Source organism: Skermanella pratensis (assembly GCF_008843145.1).
Lineage (GTDB): Bacteria > Pseudomonadota > Alphaproteobacteria > Azospirillales > Azospirillaceae > Skermanella > Skermanella pratensis.
The window spans coordinates 4,115,218-4,138,416 of record NZ_CP030265.1; the positions used below are offsets into that span (position 1 = coordinate 4,115,218).

Sequence of the window (23,199 nt, forward strand, 5' to 3'; positions counted from 1 at the left end):
GGCCCTGCGGCGGCCGGCAGCGGCTCCCCGGCCGGCGTCAGTTCTTGCTTGAGGACGCGGCTTCCTGATTCAGCTGCTTCGCCATGTCGCGCAGCACGAACTTCTGGATCTTGCCGGTGGAGGTCTTCGGCAGGCTGGTGAACACCACCGTGCGGGGGCTCTTGAAATGGGCCAGGTGCTCGCGGCAGAAGGCGATGATCTCGGCCTCGGTGACCGCGGCGCCGTCCTTCAGGGTGACGAAGGCGCAGGGCGTCTCGCCCCAGCGCTCGTCCGGCCGGGCGACCACGGCGGCGTCGAGCACGGCCGGGTGGCGGTAGAGCACCGCTTCCACCTCGATGGTCGAGATGTTCTCGCCGCCCGAGATGATGATGTCCTTGGACCGGTCCTTCAGCTCGATGTAACCGTTCTCGTGCATCACGCCCAGGTCGCCGGTGTGGAACCAGCCGCCCTCGAAGGCTTCCCGGGTGGCGACCGGATTCTTCAGGTAGCCCTTCATCACCACGTTGCCGCGCATGAACACCTCGCCGATGGTCCTGCCGTCGGCCGGCACGGGTTGCAGCGTCGTGGCGTCGGCCACCATAAGGCCTTCCTGCACGACGTAGGTCACGCCCTGGCGGGCCTTGAAGACGGCGCGCTGCTCGATCGGCAGGGCGTCCCATTCCTCGTGCCAGGCGCAGACCACGTCGGGGCCGTAGACTTCGGTCAGGCCGTAGACATGGGTGATGGCGAATCCCATCCGCTCGATCTTCTCGATCACCGCGGCGGGCGGGGCGGCGCCGGCGGTCATCATGCGGATCCCGGCGGGGATCTCGCGGCGCTGGCCGTCGGGCGCGTTGACCAGCAGGCCCATCACGATCGGGGCGCCGCACAGGTGGGTGACGCCGTGGTCGGCGATGGCGTCGTACATGCCCTTGGCGGTCACGGCGCGCAGGCAGACATGGGTCCCGGCCATGGCGGTGATCGTCCAGGGGAAGCACCAGCCGTTGCAGTGGAACATCGGCAGCGTCCACAGGTACACGGGATGGTGCGGCATCGCCCAGGTGACGGAGTTGCCGATCGCGTTGAGATAGGCTCCGCGGTGATGATAGACGACGCCCTTGGGGTTGCCCGTGGTTCCCGAGGTATAGTTCAACGCGATCGCCTGCCACTCGTCCCCGGGCAGGTCCCATCGGAAGGCCGGGTCGCCCGTCTCCAGGAACTGTTCGTAGGTCTGCTCGCCGATCAGGTCGCCGCCCTTGGCCAGCGGGTCGTCGATGTCGATCACGATCGGCCGGTGCCTCGGGTCGATCATGTGGACCGCCTTGTTGATCACCTCGGAGAATTCCCGGTCGGTGATCAGCACCTTGGCCTCGCCGTGCTGGAGCTGGAAGGCGATCGCCTCCGCGTCCAGCCGGATGTTCAGCGCGTTCAGCACGCCGCCGGTCATGGGGACGCCGAAATGCGCCTCGAAAACCTCGGGGATGTTGGGCGCCATCACCGCGACGGTGGTGCCGAGTCCGACTCCGCGCTTCGACAGCGCCGAGGCAAGCCGGACGCAGCGCTCGTAGCTCTCCGCCCAGGTCCGGCGCACGGCGCCGTGGATGACCGCGGTGCGGTGCGGATAGACCGAAGCGGTGCGGCGGATGAACGACAGGGGAGAGAGCGGGACGTAATTCGCCTCGTTCTTGTCCAGTTCAATCTCGAAAGGATTGCGGTGCTGAGTCATCCGTTTGTTCCCGGGATTGCGGTGGGCGCCCTTGACGGGCATTCTTGTCCCGGCAGCATAGCCCGTACCGGTGCCGGTATGGAATGCTCCGGTGCGCGCACCCCGCGACACTTCGCCTCCCGAGCCTCCTCCGGCACCCCAACCCCGACCACGGACCCCCGACCCCGGAATGGCAAGCGCCCTGATCCTCCTCACCGGGCACCGCGAAGCGCCCTACCTGATCGACTATCTTCGCGGCTACAGCGACACGCTGCCGATCCACCACGTCGCCGACCACGGGGACCTGGAGCGGGAATGCCTGCCCGGGCGGGTTCTGATCGCTTTCTGCACCGCCGTGATCGTGCCCAGGCACCTGCTGGACCGGCTGGGCCGGCCGGCCTTCAACTTCCATCCGGGACCGCCGACATATCCCGGCCGCAGCCCCGAGAGCTTCGCCGTTTATGACGGCGCCACGCGGTTCGGCGCCACGTCCCACGTCATGGCGCCGCGGGTGGACGAGGGGCCGATCGTCGGGGTCGAGTGGTTCGACGTGCCGCCGGGAACCGGCCAGATGGGTCTGGCCGACCTGGCGTTCCAGGCGACGCTGCGGCTGTTCGCCCGGCAGGCTCCGATCATGGCGCTGTCGTCCCAGCCGATGAAGGTGCTGGACGTGCGGTGGTCGGGCCGCAAGACCAGCCGGGCCGACTATGACCGCATGACCGACCTGCCGGCCGGCATCGACGCGGCCGAGTTCGAGCGCCGGCTGAAGGCGTTCGGCGAGGACCCGGAAACGCGGATCACGATCACCCTGCACGGCCGCCGGTTCCTGCTGGAGCAGGAGGCCTGATCCCGGATGCGGCTGTGCTTCATCGACCTGATGCCGTGGGACTACGACGCCGACACGCCGTTCGAACGGCCCCTGGGCGGCATGCAGTCGGCGGCCTGCCATCTGGCGGCCGCCCTGGCGAAGCGGGGGCACGAGGTGGCGCTGGCGACCCGCACCGGCCGGCCCGGCCGGCGGCGCGGCGTCGACTGCCTGTCGCTGGACGATCCGCGCGGCCGTGACGCCCTGCGGGAGGGAAGCTGGGACGCCGTCGTGTCGCTGACGGCGCAGGCGGGTCCCGTCAGGGCGCTGGCGAGGCCGGGCACGCCGGCGTTCCTGTGGACCGGCCACGCCGACGACCAGCCGGCCGTGGCGTGCCTGAAGGACCCGGCGGAACGGCAGGGCTGGGACGGCATCGTGCTGGTCGGCGAGTGGCAGCGGACCCGTTACGCCGAGAGCTTCGGGCTCGGCCCCGGACGCAGCACCGTGCTCCGCAACGCCGTTTCCCCGCCCTTCCAGGACCTGTTCGAGGATGCCCGCGACCTCGCGGCGGCGAAGACGGCGGCGGGCGGGCCGATGGACCCCGGTCCCATGGATCTCGCATATGCCTCGACCCCGTTCCGCGGGCTGGAGCTGCTGGCCTGCATGTTCCCCCTGGTCGCCCGCCCGGCGCGGCTGCGCGTCTTCTCCGACATGGCGCCCTACCCCACCGGTCCGGCGGAAGGCCAGTTCGCCGGCCTGTACGAGCGCTGCCGGTCCACGCCGGGAATCGAGCATGTCGGGTCCCTGCCCCAGCCCGAACTGGCGCGGGCGCTGCGCCCCGTCCCGATCCTGGCCTATCCCTGCACCTTTCCGGAGACCAGCTGCATCGCGGTGATGGAGGCCATGGCCGCCGGCTGCGCCGTCGTCGCCAGCGACCTGGGCGCCCTGGCGGAAACGACGGCCGGCCATGCGCTGCTGGTCGATCCCGGCGAGGACTGGAGCAGCTTTCCCGGTCGCTATCTGTGCGCCCTCGACTTGGTCATGGCGTCGGTCCTCTCGCCCGCCGGGCTGGCCCGTCTGTGGAAGCAGGTGTGTTTCGTCAACGCGACGGCGACATGGGACATCCGGGCGCGGGAGTGGACTGACCGTCTGGCAGCCTGGCCGCAATGGTAAGACCGGTCTACAGGCTCAAAATGTCGCACGCGGTGGGAAACCGGAAACACCTGTGCAAAATGCCTGCGGCGTGACGCAATATCCGCCCGCGTCGCCGGACCCGTTTCCAAGGCGCGAGGAATCGACTACCGCTCCGATAATCATCGCTCCAATCAAGAAGAAGGCGTTCCATGACCGGTCGTTATGCTGAGCTTCACACCCGCTCGATCACCGATCCCGCAGGCTTCTGGGGCGATGCCGCCCGCGACATCGATTGGATCAAGCCGTGGGACAGCGTTCTCGACAGTTCCAACCCGCCCTTCTACCGCTGGTTCAATGGCGGAGAGCTGAACACCTGCCACAACGCCGTCGACCGCCACGTGGCGGCCGGACGCGGCGAACAGGCGGCGATAATCTATGACAGCCCCGTCACCGACACCGTCCAGACCATCACCTATGCCGAGTTGCAGGACCTGACCGCGCGCTTCGCGGGCGTCCTCCGCGGCCTGGGCGTCGCCAAGGGCGACCGGGTGATCCTGTACATGCCGATGATCCCGCAGGCGGTGGTGGCGATGCTCGGCTGCGCCCGGCTGGGAGCCATCCACTCCGTGGTGTTCGGCGGGTTCGCGCCGCACGAGCTGGCGACGCGCATCAACGACGCCAAGCCCAAGGCGATCGTCACCGCGTCGTGCGGCATCGAGGGCAAGAAGGTGCTGGCCTACAAGCCGATGCTGGACGCCGCGATCGACCAGTCGGACCACAAGCCCGACCATGTCGTCGTGTTCCAGCGGCCCCAGGCGACCGCCGAGCTGAAAGCTCCGCGCGACGTGGACTGGGCCGAGGCCGCCGCGGTGGCGGAACCGGCGGAATGCGTGCCGGTGGCGGCGACCGACCCGCTCTACATCCTGTACACGTCGGGCACGACCGGACAGCCCAAGGGCGTGGTCCGCGACAACGGCGGCCATGCCGTGGCTCTGAAATGGACCATGAGCAACATGTACGACATCAAGCCGGGAGAGGTGTTCTGGGCCGCCTCCGACGTCGGCTGGGTGGTCGGCCATTCCTACATCTGCTACGCCCCGCTGCTGCACGGCTGCACCACCGTCGTGTTCGAGGGCAAGCCGGTCGGCACGCCCGACGCCGGCACCTTCTGGCGGGTGATCCAGCAGCACAAGGTCACGGCCCTGTTCACCGCGCCGACCGCCTTCCGCGCGATCAAGCGCGAGGATCCGAACGCCGAGCTGATCGGGAAATACGACCTGTCGAGCCTGCGCACCCTGTTCCTGGCCGGCGAGCGGTCGGACCCCGACACGCTGCACTGGGCCGAGGACAACCTGAAGGTTCCGGTGATCGACCACTGGTGGCAGACCGAGACCGGCTGGTGCATCGCCGGCAACCCGATGGGCATCGAGCGGTTCAAGATCAAGTACGGCTCGGCGACCAAGCCGCTGCCGGGCTGGGACGTACGCTGCCTGGACGTGTCCAACAACGAGGTCAAGCGCGGAGACATCGGCGCCATCTCGGTCAAGTTGCCGCTGCCTCCCGGCACGCTGATGACGCTTTGGAACGCGGACCAGCGCTTCGTGAAATCCTATATGACGGACTATCCGGGCTATTACCAGACGGGCGACGCCGGGTTCATCGACGACGACGGCTACGTCTACATCATGGCCCGCACCGACGACATCATCAACGTCGCCGGACACCGCCTGTCCACCGGCGGGATGGAGGAGGTCCTGGCGTCCCACAAGGACGTGGCGGAGTGCGCCGTGATCGGCGTGGCCGACGAGTTGAAGGGGCAGGTTCCGCTGGGCTTCATCGTCCTGAAGAACGGCGTCGACCGGCCCCATGCCGACATCGTCAAGGAGGTGGTGCAGCTGGTCCGCGACGAGATCGGCCCGGTCGCGGCCTTCAAGCTCGCCATCGTGGTGGATCGCCTGCCCAAGACCCGCTCCGGCAAGATCCTGCGCGGCACCATGCAGAAGATCGCCGACAGCGAGTCCTACAAGATGCCGGCCACCATCGACGATCCCCTGATCCTCAGCGAGATCGCCGAAGCGCTTCAGGGCATCGGCTACGCCAAGGCCGGCATGGTCTAGGATCGGCTGTTTCCGGGCTTGGAGTAAGGACGGCGCCTCCGGGCGCCGTCGTTTCCTGACGGCCAGCCGGCAGATAGAAGCATGCCTTAAGCGGTTTTCTTCCGGGTGCCGAGTTGGCCTTCCTTTTCGGCTTCGCGATCGCCGAACTGGATCCTTCGCCTCTTCAGGGACATCAGGCGTTGCCGACTCAGCTTCTTTCCCGACTGCTGCCGCTCGTGGCTTTCCTTAGCTGCCAATTCGTACGGTTGCACCAGCCAGTCGGCCGGAAGCCCCCAATCCTTGCTCAGCTTGGCTATCATGTCTACGGTCAGGCGACGACGGCGGTTGAGGATCTCTGATGCCCGAGATTCGGAACCGAACAGCTTCGACAGATCGGCCTGCGACAGGCCATTCATCTCCATATAGGCTTTGATGGCATCAACCGGTTCAAGCCGGTCGATCGGCCAACGGGTCTTTTCATAGTCATCGATCAGTATGGCCAGCACTTCCAGGGTGTCAGCCTCAGGAGTCCCGGTTTCTACGCCCCAGAGGCGGTCGACCTGCGCGAGGGCCGCTTCATGATCGACGTCATTCCGGATCGGCTTGATCGCATACATCAGTGGCACCTCTCAATACAGGCCAACAGTCAGGGCATTGATTTTATCATACTCGGCATGCGTACCAATAAACTTGATGTAGACTATTTGTGCCGGATAAAAAATCGCTGCAACAAGTCGATAGTTGTTCCTGATCCCAAACCTGACACGATCAGCATTCAAAACTTTTGCCGAGGGGAAATCATTCAGTACATCTTCCGAATGCATCCACTTGGCTTTCTGGGTTCTCTCCTGCCAAATGGTCAGCGCTGCCCGAGCCACCGCATGTTCCGCCGCATATTGTGCTAAGGTTACCCGCTTAACTATCCTCATAACACGTTTTTCCCAATATGGGAAGCAATCCCGAAGTGGGAAGCCCCTTCGAATGAAGCTGCCTGCCAAACTGAAAGATCGACTCATCCGTATCGTGGTGAGGCAAGCCCGGTGACGACGCAAAGCGCCTATCCAGGGAGCACATCGGCGTTCGGCGCAAGCACAAGCGTCGCCTTCATCCTGCTCCATTGTGTCGCGCCCCAGGCGCTCGATGAATCTCTTTCGCACGGCATTCCCGATAGTGGTCGCGCGGGATATGGTTGGCGGCGACAGGATCCCGCCCTGCCAGACGGCGCCTTCACCCGGGCGCCGTCATTATTTTGACAAACGACCGGCGCTCCCTGGAATAAAGGGGCAGCCGACGGTGTTCGCAGGGTCGAGTTTCGGCTCTTGGCTTGAATCCGCTTTCGGGACCGCCGACATCGGAACTTTGCGGACCATCGAAGGTTTCGCCTGAATTATCCACCAACCGGATGACGCAGTGAGCAGATTCGGGACTGAGCTGGAAGTACAGATCGCATCGCTTCGCCGGTATGCGCGGGCTCTCCTGCGCGACAGGAACGACGCGGACGATCTGGTCCAGGAATCGCTGGCCCGCGCGCTGTCGCGTGCCGACCGATTCAAGCCTGGGACGAACCTCCGGGCCTGGTTGTTCACCATCATGCACAATGTGCACGTGAACCAGGTTCGCCAGAAGATTTCTCGGCCGGATGAGGTACCGGTCGAGGACTACGAGATGCGGCTGGTCACGCCGGCCCGTCAGGAGACCAGCATCGAGCTGCGCGACATGTCCAGGGCGCTCGCCGAATTACCCGAGGAACAGCGTCGGGTCCTGTTGCTGGTGGCCCTGGAGGGCTTGAAATACGACGAGGTCGCCGCAGTCTTGCAGATACCGATCGGCACCGTGATGTCCCGCCTCAGCCGGGCGCGCGAAGCGGTGCGGATCAAGCTCGCGAACGAGGGCGGAGTGCCTCTCCGCCGGGTCAAGTAGGACAATCACATGGTGGCGCGGCCCGTCGAAGATCGAGATCTTCATGCTTACGTCGATGGCTTGCTGGATACCCAGCGGCGCATCGAGGTGGAAGCCTGGCTGGCGGAGGACCCGGCCTCGGCCGAACGGGTGAATGCGTACCGCACCCAGATCGAGCATCTCCACGACCTTTTCGACGGCGTGCTGCGGGAACCCGCGACGGCCGAGATGGACGATCTCCACGATCGCCTGGCCGGGCGCATGGCCGGCAACGACAACCGACGGCGCGGCTGGCTCCATTCCCCCTTCGCCCGCATGGCGGCGGCGGTCGTCCTGTTGCTGGCCGGGGGCACCGGCGGCTGGCTCCTGCGGCCGCCGGCCGAGCAGGTGGCGATCGAGCAGCAGCCGACCCTGCAGTCGTTCGCCCAGGAAGCGGTGCAGGCCCATACCTTCTACGCGTCGGACAACCGTTTCGCCGTCGAGATGGGCGGCGAGGACCGGGGCGCCCTGGACAGCTGGCTGTCGGAGCGCCTGGGACGGCGCATCTTCGGACCGGACCTGTCCAACTCCGGCTACCGGCTGATCGGCGGCCGGTCGATGCCGACCGCGGCGGGCGTCGGCGCGCAGTACATGTACGAGAACGACGCCAAGCGGCGCCTGACGCTGTTCGTCGGCACGCCCAGCAAGGCCGGGCAGGAAGCCGCCTTCAGCTATGTGCAGAAGGGCGACGTGTCGATGTTCTACTGGGTGGAGGGCTCGATCGCCTATGCCCTGATCGGCCGGCTCGACCGCGAGCAGCTGATGAACATCACCCAGACCGTGTATCGCGAGCTGAAGGGCCGGAACGTCCCGCCGCCTCCGCCCGCTCCAGCGGCACCGCCGGAGGCGGCCAAGCAGCCGCCGCAGCCCGCGGCGCAGCCGGTCGGCGACGTGAAGCGCAAGGACATGTAGAGGATGCGCTCCCGACCGGCCTGCCCATCGGCAACCCGCTTGACTGCGGTGATTTGACACAATAGGCTCACGTCCATCGCTCGAGTTGAGCAGGCGAGGCAATAATAAAGAGGGCCGCACCAAGCGGCCCTCGTCCTTTTTGGGGCCTCGACCTTTTTTGGGGAGGGGACGACGCGACCATGGCAGACGGTCCGTTTCTGAAGTTCGACACGCTCAGCCTTCATGCCGGGCAGCAGCCCGATCCGACGACCGGCGCCCGCGCCGTCCCCCTCTACCAGACGACATCCTACGTCTTCCGCGACACCGACCACGCCGCGGCGCTGTTCAACCTGGAGCGCCCGGGGCACATCTACAGCCGGATCTCCAACCCGACCGTGGCGGTGCTGGAGGAGCGGCTGGCGGCGCTGGAAGGCGGCGTCGGCGCCGTCTGCACCGCCAGCGGCCAGGCGGCCCTCCATCTGGCGGTCGTCACCCTGATGGGGACCGGCGGCCACATCGTGGCTTCCAAGGCGATCTATGGCGGCAGCCACAACCTGTTCACCCACACCCTGCCCCGCTTCGGCATCACCACCAGCTTCGTCGATCCGCGCGATCCCGCAGCTTTCCGGGCAACGATCCGGCCGGAGACTCGCCTCGTGTTCGCCGAAGTGCTGGGCAATCCGGGACTGGACGTGCTCGACCTGCCGGCGGTGTCCGAGGTCGCCCACGCGGCCGGGCTGCCGCTGATGATCGACAGCACCTTCACGACACCCTACCTGTGCCGGCCGTTCGAGCACGGCGCCGATCTCGTCATGCACTCCGCCACCAAGTGGCTGGGCGGCCACGGCGTCGCGATCGGCGGCGCCCTGGTCGACGGCGGGCGGTTCGACTGGGAGGCCTCCGGCCGTTTCCCGACCCTGACCGAACCCTACGCCGGGTACCACGGCATCGATTTCGCCGAGGAGTTCGGCCCGGCCGCCTTCGTCATGCGGGCACGGGCGGAAGGCCTGCGCGACTTCGGCGCCTGCCTGAGCCCGGCCAACGCCTTCCAGATCCTCCAGGGCGTCGAGACTCTGCCGCTCCGCATGCGCGCCCACGTGGACAATGCCCGCAAGGTCGCGGGGTTCCTGGACGGGGCGGACGGCGTCGCCTGGGTCCGTCATCCCGACCTGCCGGGGCACCCTGACCATGAACTGGCGCGCCGGCTGCTGCCCAACGGTGCCGGTTCGATCGTCACCTTCGGGATCGCCGGCGGCCGGGAGGCGGGCCGGAAGTTCATCGAGGCGCTGAAGCTGTTCTCGCATCTCGCCAATGTCGGCGATGCCAAGTCCCTGGTGATCCATCCCGCCAGCACGACGCACCAGCAGATGGATGCCGAAGCGCTCCGCGACGCCGGGATCGGCGAGGAGATGATCCGGCTGTCGGTCGGGCTGGAGGATGCCGGCGACCTGATCGCCGACCTCAAGCAGGCGCTGCGCGCCTCGCGGAAGGGGTGAGCGGGCCATGGAACTGACAGTCGACGGCCACAAGGTCTTCGCCGCGACCGGCGGCCGGGACCTGGACCAGGGTTTGCCGCTGGTCGTGCTGATCCACGGCGCGGGCATGGACCATTCCGTCTGGAGCCTCCAGGCGCGCTACCTCGCCCACCATGGCCGTTCGGTGCTGGCGGTGGACCTGCCGGGCCATGGGCGCTCCGGCGGTGCGGCGCTGGGCAGCATCGAGGACCTGGCGGACTGGACGGCGCGGCTGATCGAGGCGGCGGGCTTCGACCAGGCGGCGCTGGCGGGCCACTCCATGGGGGCTTTGGCCGCGCTGGAGACGGCGAACCGCCACCCCGGGCGGGTGCGCGCGCTGGCGCTGCTCGGCGTGGCGGAGCGCATGCCGGTCCACCCCGACCTGCTGGCCGCCGCCGCGTCGGAGGACGACCGGGCCTATGCCGGGGCGATCGCGATGGTCATCGGCTGGGGCTTCGGCACCCTGCGCGGCGGGTCGGCGGCACCGGGCCTGTGGCAGGTCGGGACCGGCATCCAGCTGATGCGCCGGGCGCCGCGCGGCGTGCTCGCCAGCGACCTCGCGGCCTGCGACGCGTGGCGCGGCGTGCCCGACATGGGCTGCCCGACGACGCTGATCCTGGGCGCCGGCGACCGCATGACCCCGGCCAAATCGGGCAAAGCGCTGGCCGCGAGGATCGCGGGATCGAAGACCGTGGTGCTCCCGGGCTCCGGCCACATGATGATGGTCGAGGAACCCGACGCGGTGACCGACGCGCTCCGCGCGGCCCTGTGAAGTTCCGCGCCGCTATATGAGACGGAGGATGGCGACGCCGGCCACGCCGGCCGCCATAGCGACCAGGAAGTTGCCGGTGGCGCGCGCCAGGACGAGCGTCAGCAGGGCCGCTCCCCAGCCCGCTGGGCCGGAGTTGAGAACCAGCGGCGCGCAGAGGGCGGCGAAGACCGCTCCGGGGATCTGGGCCAGCCAGGCTTCCAGGAAGCGCGACGGCCGCAGCCGCTGGATAAGCCAGAAGCCGCCCGCCCGGGTCGCGTAGGTGGCCAAGCCCATCAGGACGATGGCGGCGATCCCCAGGTAGCTGTCCGGCGCATCAGCGGGCATGGCGGAGCGCCCCCACGAGGCTGCCGGCCAGGGCGCCTCCCAGGATGTACCAGGTACCGGGAACCATGCGCTCCATCGCCAGGGCGACCGCCGCGGCGACCAGCCAGGGCAGCAGGTCCCCCCGCCCGCGCCAGAAGCCGGCCAGCAGGGCCACGAAGAACGCGGTGCCCAGATAGTCGATGCCGTAGCGGTCGAGGTCGGGCAGCATCCCGCCGAACACCCGGCCGGCGATGGTCCCGGTGTTCCAGAACAGGAAGATGGTCAGCCCGCTGCCGAGCAGGAAAGCGGCGTCCCGGCCGCCGTTCCGCATGTCGGCGACGCTGAGCCCCCAGGACTCGTCGGTCAGGAAGTACAGGCTGCCATAGGCTTGCGACGGCGGGACTTGCTTCAGCCAAGGCCCGAGGGTGGCGCCCATCAGCAGGTGGCGGGCATTGATCACCAGCACGGTCGCTACCAGCGCGCCGACCGGCAGCGGATCGCCCCACAGTTCGACCGACAGGAACTGCGAGGCGCCGGCGAAGACCAGGGCGCTCATCAGGGAGGTCTCCAGCAGGGTCAGGCCGTTCTGGCCCGCCAGGAAACCGTAGAACACGCCGAAGGCCAGCCCGCCCGTCGCGATCGGCAGGGTTCGTACGGCGCCGGCGGCCATTCCTGCGCGGGAGAAGGCGACGGGAGGTCCATCGGGAAGCGGCGGGACGTTTTCTGACATTCCCCGGCTCTCCTTTTGTTCTTATCTTTCTGAACGGGAGATCGGATTGAAGCTTCGGCCGGCGAATAGGTCAACCTTATTGTCGTTTATGGGCCTGTATGCCTGCCATGTGCGGTATCGCCATGCGGTCCAGGATGAAACGGGTCAGCCGGTCGGCCGCCGGCGTCGGCGTTCCGGAACGGGGCACCAGGGCGATGGCGCTGTCGGGCAGCGGGGGAAAGCCCTCGTCCGGGGTCAGGACGCGCATGCCGGGCAGGATGGTGCTGCGCGCCAGCGCCGTGACCCCGAGGCCCGCCAGGACGGCGGCCTGCAGCGCCGCGACCGCGGCGCTGGTGCAGCGGATCTCCCATGACCGGCCGACTTGTCCCAGGGCCGCCAGCATGAACCTTCGGTAAAGGCAGGGTGCGGGCGACACCACCAGCGGAACCGGATCGGCCGGCGTTCCGAGCCTGTCGGCCCGGGCGACCCAGTGCAGCGGTTCCCGCCAGACGGTACGGCCGGGACTCTCCTCCGGGACATGCTTGACCAGCACGAGGTCGAACAGCCCTGCCTCCACCCCGGACTGGAGCACGGCCGAGCTTTCCACGGTGATCTCGGTGGTGACGGTGGGAAAGCAGCGTGTGAACTCGCCCAGGATGTCGGACAGGAACTGGGCCGCGAACTCCTCCGCCGTGCCCAGCCGGACGGTGCCGCCGACCAGCGGGGCGACCAGCCGGCCGACCGCCTCGTCGTTGATCGCCAGGATGCGCCGCGCATAGGTCAGAAGATGCTCGCCGGCCTCGGTCGGAACCACTTGGCGGCCGGTGCGGTCGCACAGCCGGGCGCCGATCTGGTCTTCGAGCCGCTTGATCTGGACGCTAACCGCGGACTGGGTCCGGCCCAGGATTTCGCCGGTCCGCGTGAAGCTGCCGGTTTCGGCGACTGTCAGGAATGCCCGGAGGAGATCGATGTCGAGGGTCGGCGGCGAGGGACCATGACGGGGCGGCATGCTGCGCATTCACCTTATGAATTTTCCCAGCGACTTCAGCACCTTTACGCTCTGCCAGAGGGGAACGCTTTTCCCATTCGGGAGGTCCAATTGATAAAAAATTTTATCCATCGCCGCGTCGCCCTGGGCGATGGCGAGATCAACGCCGCCATCGGCGGCGAGGGTCCGCCGCTGCTTCTGCTCCACGGCTATCCGCAGACCCACGTGACATGGCATCGCGTCGCCCCGGCCCTGGCGCGGCGCTTCACCGTCGTGGCGCCCGACCTGAGGGGATACGGCGACAGCGCGCCGGCCCGGGACGGAGATTACTCGAAGCGGGCCATGGCAGCCGATCAGGCCGGGCTGATGGCCGAGTTGGGCTTCGACCGGTTCGGCGTCGCCGGGCACGACCGGGGCGGGCGGGTCGCCTACCGGCTGGCGCTCGACCATCCCGGCCGCGTCAGCCGGCTGGCCGTGCTCGACATGGTGCCGACGCTGGACATGTGGGAGATGATGGATGCCGGGATGGCGATGGCCGTCTACCACTGGCTGTTCCTGGCACAGCCCTGCGGCCTGCCCGAGAGCCTGATCGGAGCCGATCCCGGCGGGTATCTGACGCGGACCCTGCGAAGCTGGTGCGCCGATCCGGACGCGATCGATCCGGCGGCCCTGGCCGAGTACATCAGGTGCTTCCGCCGGCCGGAGGTGGTCCATGCCGCCTGCGGGGATTACCGCGCCGGTGCCGGCATCGACCGGGACCATGACGCCGCCGACCGTGCCGCCGGGCGGCGGATCGGCTGCCCCGTGCTGGCGCTTTGGGCGCGCGGCGGGACCGACGGCCGGCCGTACGATCCCCTCGCGGTCTGGCGCCGCTGGGCCGACGACGTGTCGGGCCACGAGATCGCCTGCGGCCATTTCCTGCAGGAGGAGGCGCCCGGCGAGGTCGCGCGTGCCCTGCTGGCGTTTTTCGAATAGAAGAGCCCGGCGACGACATGAAACCAAGGCGAAGAGGTTCGGCACGTGACTGCTGCGATCGAAACCCGGGCGGACTACCGGCATTTCCTGGCCATCCCGACGCGCTGGCTGGACAACGACATCTACGGCCACGTCAACAACGTGATGTATTATTCGTACTTCGACACGGTCATAAACGGGTATCTGATCAGGGAGGGCGGTTTCGACATCCACGCCGCGCCGGTGATCGGCGTGGCGGTCGAGACCATGTGCAAGTTCAGGAAGTCGCTGGTGTTTCCCCAGATCGTGGACGCCGGCTTGAGGGTGGCCAAGCTGGGCAACTCAAGCGTGCGGTACGAGGTCGGCCTGTTCGCCGAGGGGGACGCCGAACCGGCGGCGTCGGGCCACTTCGTCCATGTCTTCGTGGAGCGGCCCGCCATGCGCCCGGTGCCGATCCCCGACGCCCTGCGGGCCTGCATGGAGCGTTTGCTGGTGGCATGAGCCGGAATGCAGGACGGCGCCCCGTTTCCGGGGCGCCGCCAGTACGGGCCTTTGCAGGAGGCCTGCCGTTACGCGGCCTGCTGCCGATCGGACTGCTTGTGCTCCAGCACCTGGGACGGTGCCGCCGAAGCGATCTTGATCGTGCGGGGCTTCATTGCCTCCGGGATCTCGCGGACGAGTTCCACATTCAGGAGACCGTTCGCCAAATCGGCGCCAGTCACTTTGATGTGGTCGGCTAGCTGGAAGCGGCGCTCGAATGCCCGTCCCGCGATACCGCGATAGAGGTATTGGCCGTTTTCCGCGTCATTCTTAGTTTTACCAGTGATCACAAGCAGATTTTCCTGCGAAGTGATCTCCAGATCTTCCGCACCGAAGCCGGCGACCGCCATCGTGATGCGATAGGAGTCATCGGACAACTTCTCGATGTTGTACGGAGGATAGGACAGGGCTGAGTCATCGACCTTGAGCGCGGACTCCAGGACACGGGTCATGCGGTCGAAGCCGACGGAAGAACGGAACAACGGCGACAGATCATAGGTGCGCATTTCATACCCTCCAAAGAGCGATACAAGCGTCGGGGTCCACCACCATGGTCTAACCCCTCTCCTTCGTGGACCAGGCCCGGTATCGGCGCCTCATCCACATCAAGTGAGATAATCACGCCGATCCGGGGTTCAAGAGGGGATACGCATCGATGAATCTGTCGCAGGGCCGGTACGCGTTTGGGGGTGCCCGCCGCGTGTCATTCATTTTTAATCTGTAGCTGGGACCATCGATCATGGGACTTGAGATCCCCGAGACGGGAGACAGAGTGAGCGGCCCGACAGCCTTCTTCAATCGTACATACGACGAGACGATGGCTCTGCTCATCGAGGCGAGGAATTACATCGCCTATAACGAGGCGGCGGACCAGCGGGGGCTGCCGCCCCAGGTCCGGTTGCAGGTGAGCTACGAATCTCTGCGGGTGACCAGCCGCCTGACCCAGGTGATGGCTTGGCTGCTGGCGCAGAAGGCGGTGCATGCCGGCGAACTGACGGCGCAGCAGGTCGCGACCGACGAATACGCCCTGGCGGGCGGCGATGTCTGCACCGATCCTTCCGGCCCCGACAACCAGGAGCTTCCGGCCGGCCTGCGCAGCCTGCTGGAGCGGAGCTACAAGCTGTACATGCGGGTCGCCCGCCTGGACGAGCAGGTCAGGCGCAGCGTCGCCTGACCGCCTGTTCGCCGGGCAGGCCCGCTACCGGCAATCCGAGCGACTGTCCAGCCAAGCACCCTATAGGGGTGTCGGCGCGGTCAGACAGACGACCCGGTCACGGCCGTCATCCGCTCCTGGAAGATCTCCTGCAATCGTTTGATGAAGGCGCGCACGGCAGGGTTGGTATGGCGGCTTTCCGGCCAGAGCGCGGTTATGTTGTGCCGCTCGACGGCGAACTCGGACAGCACCGGAACCAGTTCCCCGCGCGCTACGTGGGGCGCCGCTGCAAAGGTCGCGGCTATGCCGATTCCGCCCCCAGCCGCGAGCGTCGCGACCAGTGCATCACTTGCATCTACGACGACGCCGGACGGCGGCGCGATCTCAATCGTTCTATTGCCTATCCGAAAAGGCCAGCGGAAAGCCTGGCCCGTGCTCTGGTAGCGGAGATTGACGGTGTCGTGCCCCTCCAGTTCGTCCGGATGCATCGGGGTACCCCGTGCCGCGAGATAGACTGGCGATGCGAAGGCGCAGAGCCGGTGCGGCGCAAGCCGGCGCGACAACAGCCGTGAGTCAGCGAGTTCCCCGATGCGCACCGCGACGTCGATGCCTTGCTCGATGATGTCGACGATCTGGTCGCTGAGCCGCAGATCGATCATCACCTTGGGGTAGAGCTTGCGGAACGCCGGCAGCGCGGGCGCGATCACATGCATGCCGACCGGGAGCGACGCCGAAATCCGCAGGGTGCCCGATGGCTCGGACTGCGCCGCCATCGCGGCCTGCTCGATCGCTTCCGCATCGTGCAGCAGTTTGAGCGCGAGTTGATGCAGTTCACGGCCCTCCGGCGTGAGTGTCAGCGAGCGGGTCGTGCGGGTGAAGAGAGATACGCCCAGACGTTGCTCAAGCCGCTGCACGCTCTTGCTGACGGCCGAGGGAGAGATCGAGAGCGAGCGCGCAGCCGCGGTGTAGCTGCCCATCGATCCGGCGCGCGCGAATGCTATCAGGCCGGTCAACCGATCAAGCGCGATTTGTTCCTTCATGGCATCATAGAAGCGAAACGCGCCCGGATTATCAACCCCCGCCTACCCGACTACATAGCCGCTCAAGGGATGATGCACCCGGTGGAGGTTCTAGTGAGCTATACGATGAAGGCCGTCCGATTTCATGAGTTCGGTGGTCCCGAGGTGCTGCGGTACGAGAACGCGGCGAGGCCCGAACTGAAGGCCGGCGAGGTGCTCGTCCGCGTCCGCGCGGTCGGTCTCAATCCGCCCGACTGGTACCTGCGCGAGGGTTACAGGATGCTCCCTCCCGAGTGGCGGCCGCCGGTGCGGCTCCCCGCCGTCCCGGGGACAGACATCTCGGGCGTGGTCGCGGCCGTCGCCGAAGACATCGATCGCTTCTCGGTCGGGGACGAGGTCTATTCGATGGTGCGCTTCCCCAGCGGCCTTGCGGGGGACAGCAGGGCCTATGCCGAATACGTGAGCGTTCCGGCCTCGGAACTTGCGCCCAAGCCGGCGGGGATCGATCACGTACGGGCCGCCGGAGCCCCCATGTCGTTGCTCACGGCATGGCAGTTCATGGTCGAGCCGGGGCACGACGAGCCGAACCCGCTTCAGCCGAACCGTCATGTGCCGGTGCCGATCGAGGACAGGACCGTTCTTGTGAACGGGGCCGCGGGCGGCGTGGGCCATTTCGCGGTACAGCTGGCGAAGTGGAGGGGTGCGCACGTCATCGCCGCAGCCTCGGGCAAGCATGAGACACTTCTACGTGAACTGGGTGCCGACGATTTCATCGACTACACCGAGATGGCCCCGGAGAGCGTGGTCCGCGACGTCGACCTCGTCATCGACACGGTAGGCGGGCCGAACGCCGGCCGCTTCCTTGGCACCCTGAAGCGCGGCGGTGCGTTGTTCCCGATTTTTCCCCTGGGCTTCTCCGGTGCCGACGAGGCCGGGAAGCTGGGCGTGACGATCTCGACCACCCAGGTTCGCTCAAGCGGCGCGCAGTTGGAGGAAGTCGGGCGCTTGCTCGATGATGGCGCCGTTCGGGTCGTGATCGACAGCACCTATCCGCTCTCGCAAGCGCGCCAGTCCCACGAACGGGCCGCGAAGGGTCACATACAGGGGAAGATCGTCCTGACCGTCGAGTGAGGCCGGCTCCCCCAACGACCATTGCTCGGTGACGGTGGTGAAGTGGTTTTGATCGGTTCGCCGGGCAGGGCCGGGCGTGGACACGCAAAAAGGCGCCCGGGTCCCGGACGCCTTTTCACGTGGTCGATCTCATGTCAGGCAAGGCCCTGCAAAAGCGTGCGGCTAATGGGCTTGACGCCCTGAAGCGGCTTACTTCTTCAGGCCGAAGCTGCCGAAACGCTTGTTGAACTTCGCGATCTGGCCGCCGGTGTCGAGCAGCTTCTGAACGCCGGTCCAAGCCGGATGCGACTTCGGATCGATGTCCAGGCGCAGCGTATCGCCAGCCTTACCCCAGGTGCTCCGGGTCTGGAACGAGCTTCCGTCGGTCATGACGACGTTGATCTCGTGATAGTCCGGATGGATGTCTTTCTTCATGGCCCAAGTCCCCGAAAACGAGCGCGCCTTATAGCGGACCGCTCGCCGGGACGCAAGCGGCATATCCGGAAATCAGGCGTCGGGCAGGCTGATGTGACGCGGGCGGCCCCGCTTGTTGCCCTGGCGACAGCTTGCTATACCAGCTAAGGCCGTTCAAGCTCCGTCATTGCGGGATCCCTCCTGGTGTTTCGAGAAAAAAACAACGCTGAGGCCATGTCCAAGCAGGCGTCCGTCCAGCGCCGTGACCTCGGCCCGCTGCGCCAGCTCGTCCCGTTCCTGAAACCGTACCGCCTGGCGATCGCCGGCGCCGTCGTGGCGCTGGTCGTCGCGGCCGGCACGGTTCTGGGGCTGGGGGCCGGCCTGCGCGCGCTGGTCGACCAGGGCTTCGCCGCCGGAAACGCCGGGCTGCTGGACCAGGCGCTGCTGGTCATGCTGGGCGTCATCTTCATCCTGGCGGCCTCGACCTTCGGGCGGTTCTATCTGGTCTCCTGGATCGGCGAGCGGGTCGTCGCCGACCTGAGGCGGGCCGTGTTCGACCATGTGGTCAGGCTGAGCCCGGCCTTCTTCGAATCCACCCGCACCGGCGAGATATTGTCGCGGCTGACGACCGACACCACGGTGCTCCAGGTCGTGGTCGGCTCGACCGTGTCGATCGCGCTGCGGAACCTGCTGCTGCTGGCCGGCGGCTCGGTGATGCTGCTGATCACCAGCCCCAAGCTGACCGGCCTCGTCTTCCTGGTCGTGCCGCTGGTGGTGGTCCCGATCATCGTGTTCGGCCGCCGGGTGCGCAAGCTGTCGCGGGAGAGCCAGGACCGCGTCGCGGACGTCGGTTCCTTCGTGGACGAGACGCTGGGCGCCATCCGCACCGTCCAGGCCTATGGCCACGAGGACGCGGAGCGGCGGAACTTCGGCGGACGGGTCGAGGAAGCCTTCGACGTCGCGGTCCGCCGGGTGCGGGTGCGCGCGATCCTGACCGTCATCGTCATCGTGATGGTGTTCGGCGCGATCGGCACCATCCTGTGGGTCGGCGGCCACGACGTGCTGGCCGGACGGCTGAGCGGAGGCGATCTCTCGGCCTTCGTCTTCTACGCGGTCGTGGTCGCCGGCTCGGTCGGCGCGATCAGCGAGGTGATCGGCGACCTCCAGCGGGCGGCCGGCGCCACCGAGAGGCTGTTCGACCTGATGGGGACGGCGCCGGAGATCACGGCGCCGGCCGATCCGGTCCCCATGCCGGTGCCCGTGAGGGGCGCCGTCGCCTTCGACGCGGTCCGGTTCCACTATCCCTCGCGCCCGGACGACGCGGCGCTCAATGATTTCAGCCTGTCGGTCGAGCCGGGCGAGACGGTGGCCCTGGTCGGGCCGAGCGGCGCCGGCAAGACGACGGTCTTCCAGCTCCTGCTGCGCTTCTACGATCCGCGCGAAGGCCGCGTGCTGGTCGACGGCATCGACGTCAGGACAGCGGACCCCGCGCAGGTCCGCGCCCGGATCGGGCTGGTGCCCCAGGATCCGGTGATCTTCTCGACCAGCGCCCGCGAGAACATCCGCTACGGCCGGCTGGACGCCAGCGACGACGAGGTGCGCGCCGCGGCCGAGGCGGCTCACGCGCTGGAGTTCCTGGACCAGTTGCCGGAGGGGCTGGACACCTATCTGGGCGAGCGGGGCGTCCGGCTGTCGGGCGGCCAGCGCCAGCGCGTCGCCATCGCGCGGGCCATCCTGCGCAACCCGCCGATCCTGCTGCTGGACGAGGCGACCTCGGCGCTGGACGCGGAAAGCGAGCGAGTCGTCCAGGCGGCGCTGGAGCGCCTGATGGAGAACCGGACGACCCTGATCATCGCCCACCGACTTTCGACCGTGCTGAACGCGGACCGCATCGCGGTGATGGAGGGTGGACGGCTGGTTGCAACCGGAAGTCATGCAGACCTGATCCGTCAAGGAGGTTTGTACGCGCGTCTCGCGTCGCTCCAGTTCGACCTTCGCGAGGATGACGGGCAGTCCCTTGCTTTGCGTGGCGTCGCGGAGTAAGTCTTTGACATGGTTGACACACGCCCCACCGGTCCGAATACGAATCTTCCCGTCCGCAGCGACTCCGGCAGCGGCCGCACACCGGCTGGCCGCCCTGTCGAGGAGCCGCGGAGCAAGCGGGTCCATGCCGGGCGCGTCCCCAGCCTGAAGCAGTTGGCCAGCCTGATGGTCGACGGCATCCTGACCTTGCCCTCCTATTACCGTCGGGGCATGTACCTGGATCTGCTGGTCTGATTTTCGGCTCCGGCCTTGACTGGCCGGTCCCTGGTCCGACATCCCGCAGGGACACCTTTTCCCGTTTCCACCTTCCGGCCCCGGCGGCACCCTCCCCCATGCTTTCCCAGAAAGCCAAGTACGCCCTCCGCGCCCTCCTGATGCTGGCGGAGCGCCCGGAGGACGACCTGGTCATGATCGCCGACATCGCCGAACGGGAGAATGTTCCGCGCAAGTTCCTGGAAGCGATCCTGGTGGACCTGCGCAAGCGCGGCCTGCTGGACAGCCGCCGAGGGAAGAACGGCGGCTATCGCCTGGCCAAGCCGGCGGCCGCGATCTCCTTCGGCGAGGTTATCCGGATCGTGGACGGCCCGCTGGCGCCCCTGCCCTGCGCCAGCCGGAGCGGTTTTCGCCCCTGCGAGGACTGCACCGACGCGGAGACCTGCTCGGTCCGTTGGCTGATGCAGCGGGTCCGGGATGCCACGGCGGACATCCTGGACAATTGCTCGCTGGAAGACGGTCTGAAGCACCGGCAGGCGACCGGGACGCTGCCGGGCGAGGAGACGGCCGCCTCCCCCGCCTGAACGCTCCCCGCGATCGGTTTCCCACTGTTTCCAGACTCCGGGGCTTGGAGCTTTCGTGACGACACCCGATACACCATGTTCAATGCATTCTGAGTTTGAGATGCTCCGTGCCATGGCTGGTCGCCCGGCGACCGGCCATGGCACGGGGGCATTCGTGCGGGAGTGCAGGTCATGCAGCGGAAACACCAGCGGCCTTCGGTTCTCCGGGCACTCGTGCTCGGACTCATGCTCGTAGCGGCGCTGGCAGTGCAGTCCGGAAGCGCCGGCGCCGGTGAAACGGGAAAGCTTCACCAGTTCATGGGCGACTATGTCGGCCAAAGCATCTCGCTGGCCGACCAGGGGCTCAACGAGCGTGACCTTGCCGTGACCATCAAGCCTTATGGAAACGATGGTTTCTCCCTGGACTGGACCACGATCACGCGGCGGATGGACGGCAAGACGAAGCAGCAGACCTATTCGGTCGCGTTCGAGCCGACCCAGCGGCAGGGCATCTTCAGGGCGGCGCAGCGGCGCAACATGTTCGGCCACTTCACGCCTCTGGACCCTATGGCGGGCGAGCCCTACCTGTGGGCAAATCTCGAAAACGATACGCTGACCGTCCAGGCGCTGCTGATCACGGACGAAGGCGGCTACGAGATCCAGACCTATGAACGGACGCTGGCGCCCCATGGCCTGGACCTCAAGTTCTCGCGGGTATCGGACGGCAAGGTCCTGAAGACGATCGACGGCGTGCTTCGAAGGGTCAAGGACGGCCAGGTCGAGCAGGGAAAGTAGACGGCGTCCAGGACAGCGCGCTCAGTCCAGCATGGTGCTCCTGACGGTGATGAATCGGGTGATGGTGCCCAGCCAGCCGGGGGCGAGGCCGAACCCCTGAAGGAACAGGGAGCCGACAATCCGCGAGACCCGGCCCTCGGCGTCCGCGAAGGGAAGCAGCAGCCGTTCGCAGACCACCGGCGCGGCACCCCGCCGGCGCAACTCGTCGTCGGACCAGATGACCTGGCCGGTCGCGCGGACCTTCTGGCAATCGCTCTCGAGACGTTCGCTGCCCGGTCCCAGGAGGCCGCCGCCGAGCTGGCGGCCGGACAGATCCACCCCGAGGGTCCGGACCAGGCCGGCTCCGAAGCGGCTGAGGCAGGCTCCGGCATCGGTGAACTTGACCTCGAACATGTCGGGCAGCCAGGGACCCAGCTCCGGCACGATGTCGAGGGACCAGACCGGCAGGTGATCGTGCGCCTGCTGGTGGCTCAGCCAAAGCTCGTACATGCACCAGAGGCGCTGGTCGCCCGGATAGTAGCTGCTCAGGTTCCAGGAGAAGCCGTCGCAGATCCCGGCGGCCGCCACGGGGTTGGCGACGGAAGGTTCGCTGTAGAACCGCTCCAACTGAGCCGTGACAGTTTGCGCAATGGACATCGGGGCCTCGCCGGTATGGACGCCAGGGACCTTCCTGGCACTCTCATCCAAAGCACGAAGTATGCCAATAGGAGGAGTTCCGGCCAAACCGCCTGTTCCAAAGATGTGACCTTTATTGCGAGGCATACGGAACCGGCCGCCGGGGCACAGCCGGCCGGGCAGAATCTGCCGGTGGGAAACTCCTGCCGGAACATGTTGCGGCAAGCCCTGTTCGTTTTTAAGCGACCGGGGCCCGCAGGATCGCCGCAAGACATTTCAAAAAGCAAATGCGAACAGGAGAAAACCCATGAACACGATTTCGCGTTTTGCAACCGGGGCAGTCCTGCTGCTGGCCCTGGCCGGCTGTAGCGACAACATGATGGGCCGATCCGATCCGCCGGCCACCTCACCCGCCGGCACCTCGACCAACGGGCTCGGTACCGACCAGGTGATGTGCCCGCCCGGAAGCCAGCAGCCCGAGTGCCTGCGTCCCAGGACCAACCCCGACGATTGATTCTTCGGCAGCGGAATGAGCGACGGGCCGGGACCGCGATCAGCGGCGCCCGGCCCGGTGCTTCGCCATGAAGGTCGGCGGCTTGCGGGCGACCCAGCGGACGAAGCGGGCGATTTCCGGATGCTCCCGCAGCCGATCCACCGTGTGGTACTGGTCGCGCAGTTCCTTCTCGCTCAGCACCGTGTGGATCTTGGCATGGCAGATCCTGTGAAGGGCTACCGTCTCCGTCCCCTTGTAGGTCCGCGGCACCAGATGGTGAAGGTTCACGCTGGGTCCGGGCACCAGCGGACGGCCGCAGAGCGGACAGATCGCCCCGGCCTCCTTTTCCTTCGTTACCACGGCCGGATCCTCACGACCGGATCAGGCCGGCTTCAGGAATGACCAGCCCACTCCCCGGTGAAGGCGCCCGGGGCGCCTCCTCCCGGAGCGTGA

General features: G+C 67.1%; 27 protein-coding genes. 16 read left to right on the forward strand and 11 right to left on the reverse strand.

What is annotated here, in order from left to right; translation table 11 throughout:
- Positions 1 to 37: 37 nt before the first annotated feature.
- On the reverse strand, positions 38 to 1,705 hold the full coding sequence (locus DPR14_RS18880) for an acyl-CoA synthetase (RefSeq protein ID WP_158046530.1): 1,668 nt from the start codon (positions 1,703 to 1,705) through the stop codon (positions 38 to 40).
- A gap of 169 nt (positions 1,706 to 1,874) precedes the next feature.
- On the opposite strand from DPR14_RS18880, the gene DPR14_RS18885 reads away from it, so the two are divergent.
- From DPR14_RS18885 to DPR14_RS18895, 3 genes are all read left to right on the forward strand, one after another.
- Positions 1,875 to 2,531 carry a formyltransferase family protein gene (locus DPR14_RS18885; protein WP_158046531.1) on the forward strand — a complete coding sequence of 219 codons (657 nt, stop codon included), beginning with the start codon at positions 1,875 to 1,877 and terminating at the stop codon, positions 2,529 to 2,531.
- A 6-nt stretch (positions 2,532 to 2,537) separates the two neighbouring features.
- Complete coding sequence (locus DPR14_RS18890; RefSeq protein ID WP_158046532.1) at positions 2,538 to 3,662, forward strand: glycosyltransferase; 1,125 nt, start codon at positions 2,538 to 2,540, stop codon at positions 3,660 to 3,662.
- A 170-nt stretch (positions 3,663 to 3,832) separates the two neighbouring features.
- Positions 3,833 to 5,740, forward strand: a complete 1,908-nt coding sequence (locus DPR14_RS18895) for a propionyl-CoA synthetase (protein ID WP_158046533.1) — start codon at positions 3,833 to 3,835, stop codon at positions 5,738 to 5,740.
- Positions 5,741 to 5,826: 86 nt separating this feature from the next.
- Here the strand turns inward: DPR14_RS18895 and DPR14_RS18900 are convergent, their stop codons facing one another.
- Positions 5,827 to 6,336 (reverse strand): helix-turn-helix domain-containing protein, encoded by a 510-nt coding sequence (locus DPR14_RS18900; RefSeq protein ID WP_158046534.1) that lies wholly within the window; start codon positions 6,334 to 6,336, stop codon positions 5,827 to 5,829.
- Positions 6,337 to 6,348: 12 nt separating this feature from the next.
- Entirely contained in the window at positions 6,349 to 6,648 is a 300-nt protein-coding gene (locus DPR14_RS18905; RefSeq protein WP_158046535.1) for a type II toxin-antitoxin system HigB family toxin, read from the reverse strand.
- A gap of 481 nt (positions 6,649 to 7,129) precedes the next feature.
- Here DPR14_RS18905 and DPR14_RS18910 point away from each other — a divergent pair, with 481 nt between their 5' ends.
- The 4 genes from DPR14_RS18910 to DPR14_RS18925 all read left to right on the forward strand — a co-directional run bounded on the left by DPR14_RS18910 (position 7,130) and on the right by DPR14_RS18925 (position 10,834).
- Positions 7,130 to 7,639, forward strand: a complete 510-nt coding sequence (locus DPR14_RS18910) for a sigma-70 family RNA polymerase sigma factor (RefSeq protein ID WP_158046536.1) — start codon at positions 7,130 to 7,132, stop codon at positions 7,637 to 7,639.
- Between the two features lie 60 nt (positions 7,640 to 7,699).
- Positions 7,700 to 8,569 (forward strand): anti-sigma factor family protein, encoded by an 870-nt coding sequence (locus DPR14_RS18915; protein ID WP_246148327.1) that lies wholly within the window; start codon positions 7,700 to 7,702, stop codon positions 8,567 to 8,569.
- Positions 8,570 to 8,748: 179 nt separating this feature from the next.
- The gene (locus tag DPR14_RS18920) at positions 8,749 to 10,044 is read left to right on the forward strand and encodes an O-acetylhomoserine aminocarboxypropyltransferase (protein WP_158046537.1); all 1,296 of its coding nucleotides are present in this window, start codon (positions 8,749 to 8,751) and stop codon (positions 10,042 to 10,044) included.
- Positions 10,045 to 10,051: 7 nt separating this feature from the next.
- Positions 10,052 to 10,834, forward strand: coding sequence for an alpha/beta fold hydrolase (locus DPR14_RS18925; protein WP_158046538.1), 783 nt, complete (start codon positions 10,052 to 10,054; stop codon positions 10,832 to 10,834).
- A gap of 12 nt (positions 10,835 to 10,846) precedes the next feature.
- On the opposite strand, the gene DPR14_RS18930 is transcribed toward DPR14_RS18925, so the two are convergent.
- The 3 genes from DPR14_RS18930 to DPR14_RS18940 form a co-directional block, all read right to left on the reverse strand.
- Complete coding sequence (locus DPR14_RS18930) at positions 10,847 to 11,158, reverse strand: AzlD family protein (protein ID WP_158046539.1); 312 nt, start codon at positions 11,156 to 11,158, stop codon at positions 10,847 to 10,849.
- The gene (locus tag DPR14_RS18935) at positions 11,148 to 11,867 is read right to left on the reverse strand and encodes an AzlC family ABC transporter permease (protein WP_158046540.1); all 720 of its coding nucleotides are present in this window, start codon (positions 11,865 to 11,867) and stop codon (positions 11,148 to 11,150) included. Before DPR14_RS18935 ends, DPR14_RS18930 begins: the two co-directional genes overlap by 11 nt.
- Positions 11,868 to 11,943: 76 nt before the next feature.
- The gene (locus DPR14_RS18940; RefSeq protein WP_192499028.1) at positions 11,944 to 12,855 is read right to left on the reverse strand and encodes a LysR substrate-binding domain-containing protein; all 912 of its coding nucleotides are present in this window, start codon (positions 12,853 to 12,855) and stop codon (positions 11,944 to 11,946) included.
- A 90-nt stretch (positions 12,856 to 12,945) separates the two neighbouring features.
- Between DPR14_RS18940 and DPR14_RS18945 the strand changes: the two genes are divergently transcribed.
- Both DPR14_RS18945 and DPR14_RS18950 read left to right on the forward strand, forming a co-directional pair.
- The gene (locus DPR14_RS18945) at positions 12,946 to 13,809 is read left to right on the forward strand and encodes an alpha/beta fold hydrolase (RefSeq protein WP_246148330.1); all 864 of its coding nucleotides are present in this window, start codon (positions 12,946 to 12,948) and stop codon (positions 13,807 to 13,809) included.
- Positions 13,810 to 13,854: 45 nt separating this feature from the next.
- Positions 13,855 to 14,289 (forward strand): acyl-CoA thioesterase, encoded by a 435-nt coding sequence (locus tag DPR14_RS18950; protein WP_158046543.1) that lies wholly within the window; start codon positions 13,855 to 13,857, stop codon positions 14,287 to 14,289.
- A 68-nt stretch (positions 14,290 to 14,357) separates the two neighbouring features.
- On the opposite strand, the gene DPR14_RS18955 is transcribed toward DPR14_RS18950, so the two are convergent.
- Positions 14,358 to 14,834, reverse strand: coding sequence for an Hsp20 family protein (locus tag DPR14_RS18955; protein WP_158046544.1), 477 nt, complete (start codon positions 14,832 to 14,834; stop codon positions 14,358 to 14,360).
- Positions 14,835 to 15,145: 311 nt separating this feature from the next.
- On the opposite strand from DPR14_RS18955, the gene DPR14_RS18960 reads away from it, so the two are divergent.
- The gene (locus DPR14_RS18960; protein ID WP_246148332.1) at positions 15,146 to 15,502 is read left to right on the forward strand and encodes a DUF1465 family protein; all 357 of its coding nucleotides are present in this window, start codon (positions 15,146 to 15,148) and stop codon (positions 15,500 to 15,502) included.
- An 80-nt stretch (positions 15,503 to 15,582) separates the two neighbouring features.
- Here the strand turns inward: DPR14_RS18960 and DPR14_RS18965 are convergent, their stop codons facing one another.
- On the reverse strand, positions 15,583 to 16,521 hold the full coding sequence (locus DPR14_RS18965) for a LysR family transcriptional regulator (protein WP_158046546.1): 939 nt from the start codon (positions 16,519 to 16,521) through the stop codon (positions 15,583 to 15,585).
- A 93-nt stretch (positions 16,522 to 16,614) separates the two neighbouring features.
- Here DPR14_RS18965 and DPR14_RS18970 point away from each other — a divergent pair, with 93 nt between their 5' ends.
- On the forward strand, positions 16,615 to 17,631 hold the full coding sequence (locus DPR14_RS18970; RefSeq protein WP_246148336.1) for an NADP-dependent oxidoreductase: 1,017 nt from the start codon (positions 16,615 to 16,617) through the stop codon (positions 17,629 to 17,631).
- A gap of 189 nt (positions 17,632 to 17,820) precedes the next feature.
- Here DPR14_RS18970 and rpmE read toward each other — a convergent pair whose 3' ends face one another.
- Complete coding sequence (gene rpmE / locus DPR14_RS18975) at positions 17,821 to 18,045, reverse strand: 50S ribosomal protein L31 (RefSeq protein ID WP_037457659.1); 225 nt, start codon at positions 18,043 to 18,045, stop codon at positions 17,821 to 17,823.
- Between the two features lie 213 nt (positions 18,046 to 18,258).
- Between rpmE and DPR14_RS18980 the strand changes: the two genes are divergently transcribed.
- The 4 genes from DPR14_RS18980 (at position 18,259) to DPR14_RS18995 (ending at position 21,638) form a co-directional block, all read left to right on the forward strand.
- Positions 18,259 to 20,067 carry an ABC transporter transmembrane domain-containing protein gene (locus DPR14_RS18980; protein WP_158046547.1) on the forward strand — a complete coding sequence of 603 codons (1,809 nt, stop codon included), beginning with the start codon at positions 18,259 to 18,261 and terminating at the stop codon, positions 20,065 to 20,067.
- Positions 20,068 to 20,076: 9 nt separating this feature from the next.
- A complete protein-coding gene (locus tag DPR14_RS18985) occupies positions 20,077 to 20,301 on the forward strand; it encodes a hypothetical protein (protein WP_158046548.1) in 225 nt (74 codons plus the stop codon).
- 98 nt (positions 20,302 to 20,399) lie between these two features.
- Positions 20,400 to 20,864 (forward strand): RrF2 family transcriptional regulator, encoded by a 465-nt coding sequence (locus DPR14_RS18990; protein ID WP_158046549.1) that lies wholly within the window; start codon positions 20,400 to 20,402, stop codon positions 20,862 to 20,864.
- Between the two features lie 171 nt (positions 20,865 to 21,035).
- Positions 21,036 to 21,638 carry a hypothetical protein gene (locus tag DPR14_RS18995; protein ID WP_158046550.1) on the forward strand — a complete coding sequence of 201 codons (603 nt, stop codon included), beginning with the start codon at positions 21,036 to 21,038 and terminating at the stop codon, positions 21,636 to 21,638.
- Between the two features lie 21 nt (positions 21,639 to 21,659).
- Here DPR14_RS18995 and DPR14_RS19000 read toward each other — a convergent pair whose 3' ends face one another.
- On the reverse strand, positions 21,660 to 22,274 hold the full coding sequence (locus DPR14_RS19000) for a PAS domain-containing protein (protein WP_158046551.1): 615 nt from the start codon (positions 22,272 to 22,274) through the stop codon (positions 21,660 to 21,662).
- A 286-nt stretch (positions 22,275 to 22,560) separates the two neighbouring features.
- Here DPR14_RS19000 and DPR14_RS19005 point away from each other — a divergent pair, with 286 nt between their 5' ends.
- Positions 22,561 to 22,767 carry a hypothetical protein gene (locus DPR14_RS19005; RefSeq protein WP_158046552.1) on the forward strand — a complete coding sequence of 69 codons (207 nt, stop codon included), beginning with the start codon at positions 22,561 to 22,563 and terminating at the stop codon, positions 22,765 to 22,767.
- Positions 22,768 to 22,806: 39 nt separating this feature from the next.
- Here the strand turns inward: DPR14_RS19005 and DPR14_RS19010 are convergent, their stop codons facing one another.
- Positions 22,807 to 23,106: an HNH endonuclease gene (locus DPR14_RS19010; RefSeq protein ID WP_246148339.1), complete on the reverse strand. Its 300-nt coding sequence runs from the start codon at positions 23,104 to 23,106 to the stop codon at positions 22,807 to 22,809.
- Positions 23,107 to 23,199: the final 93 nt, after the last annotated feature.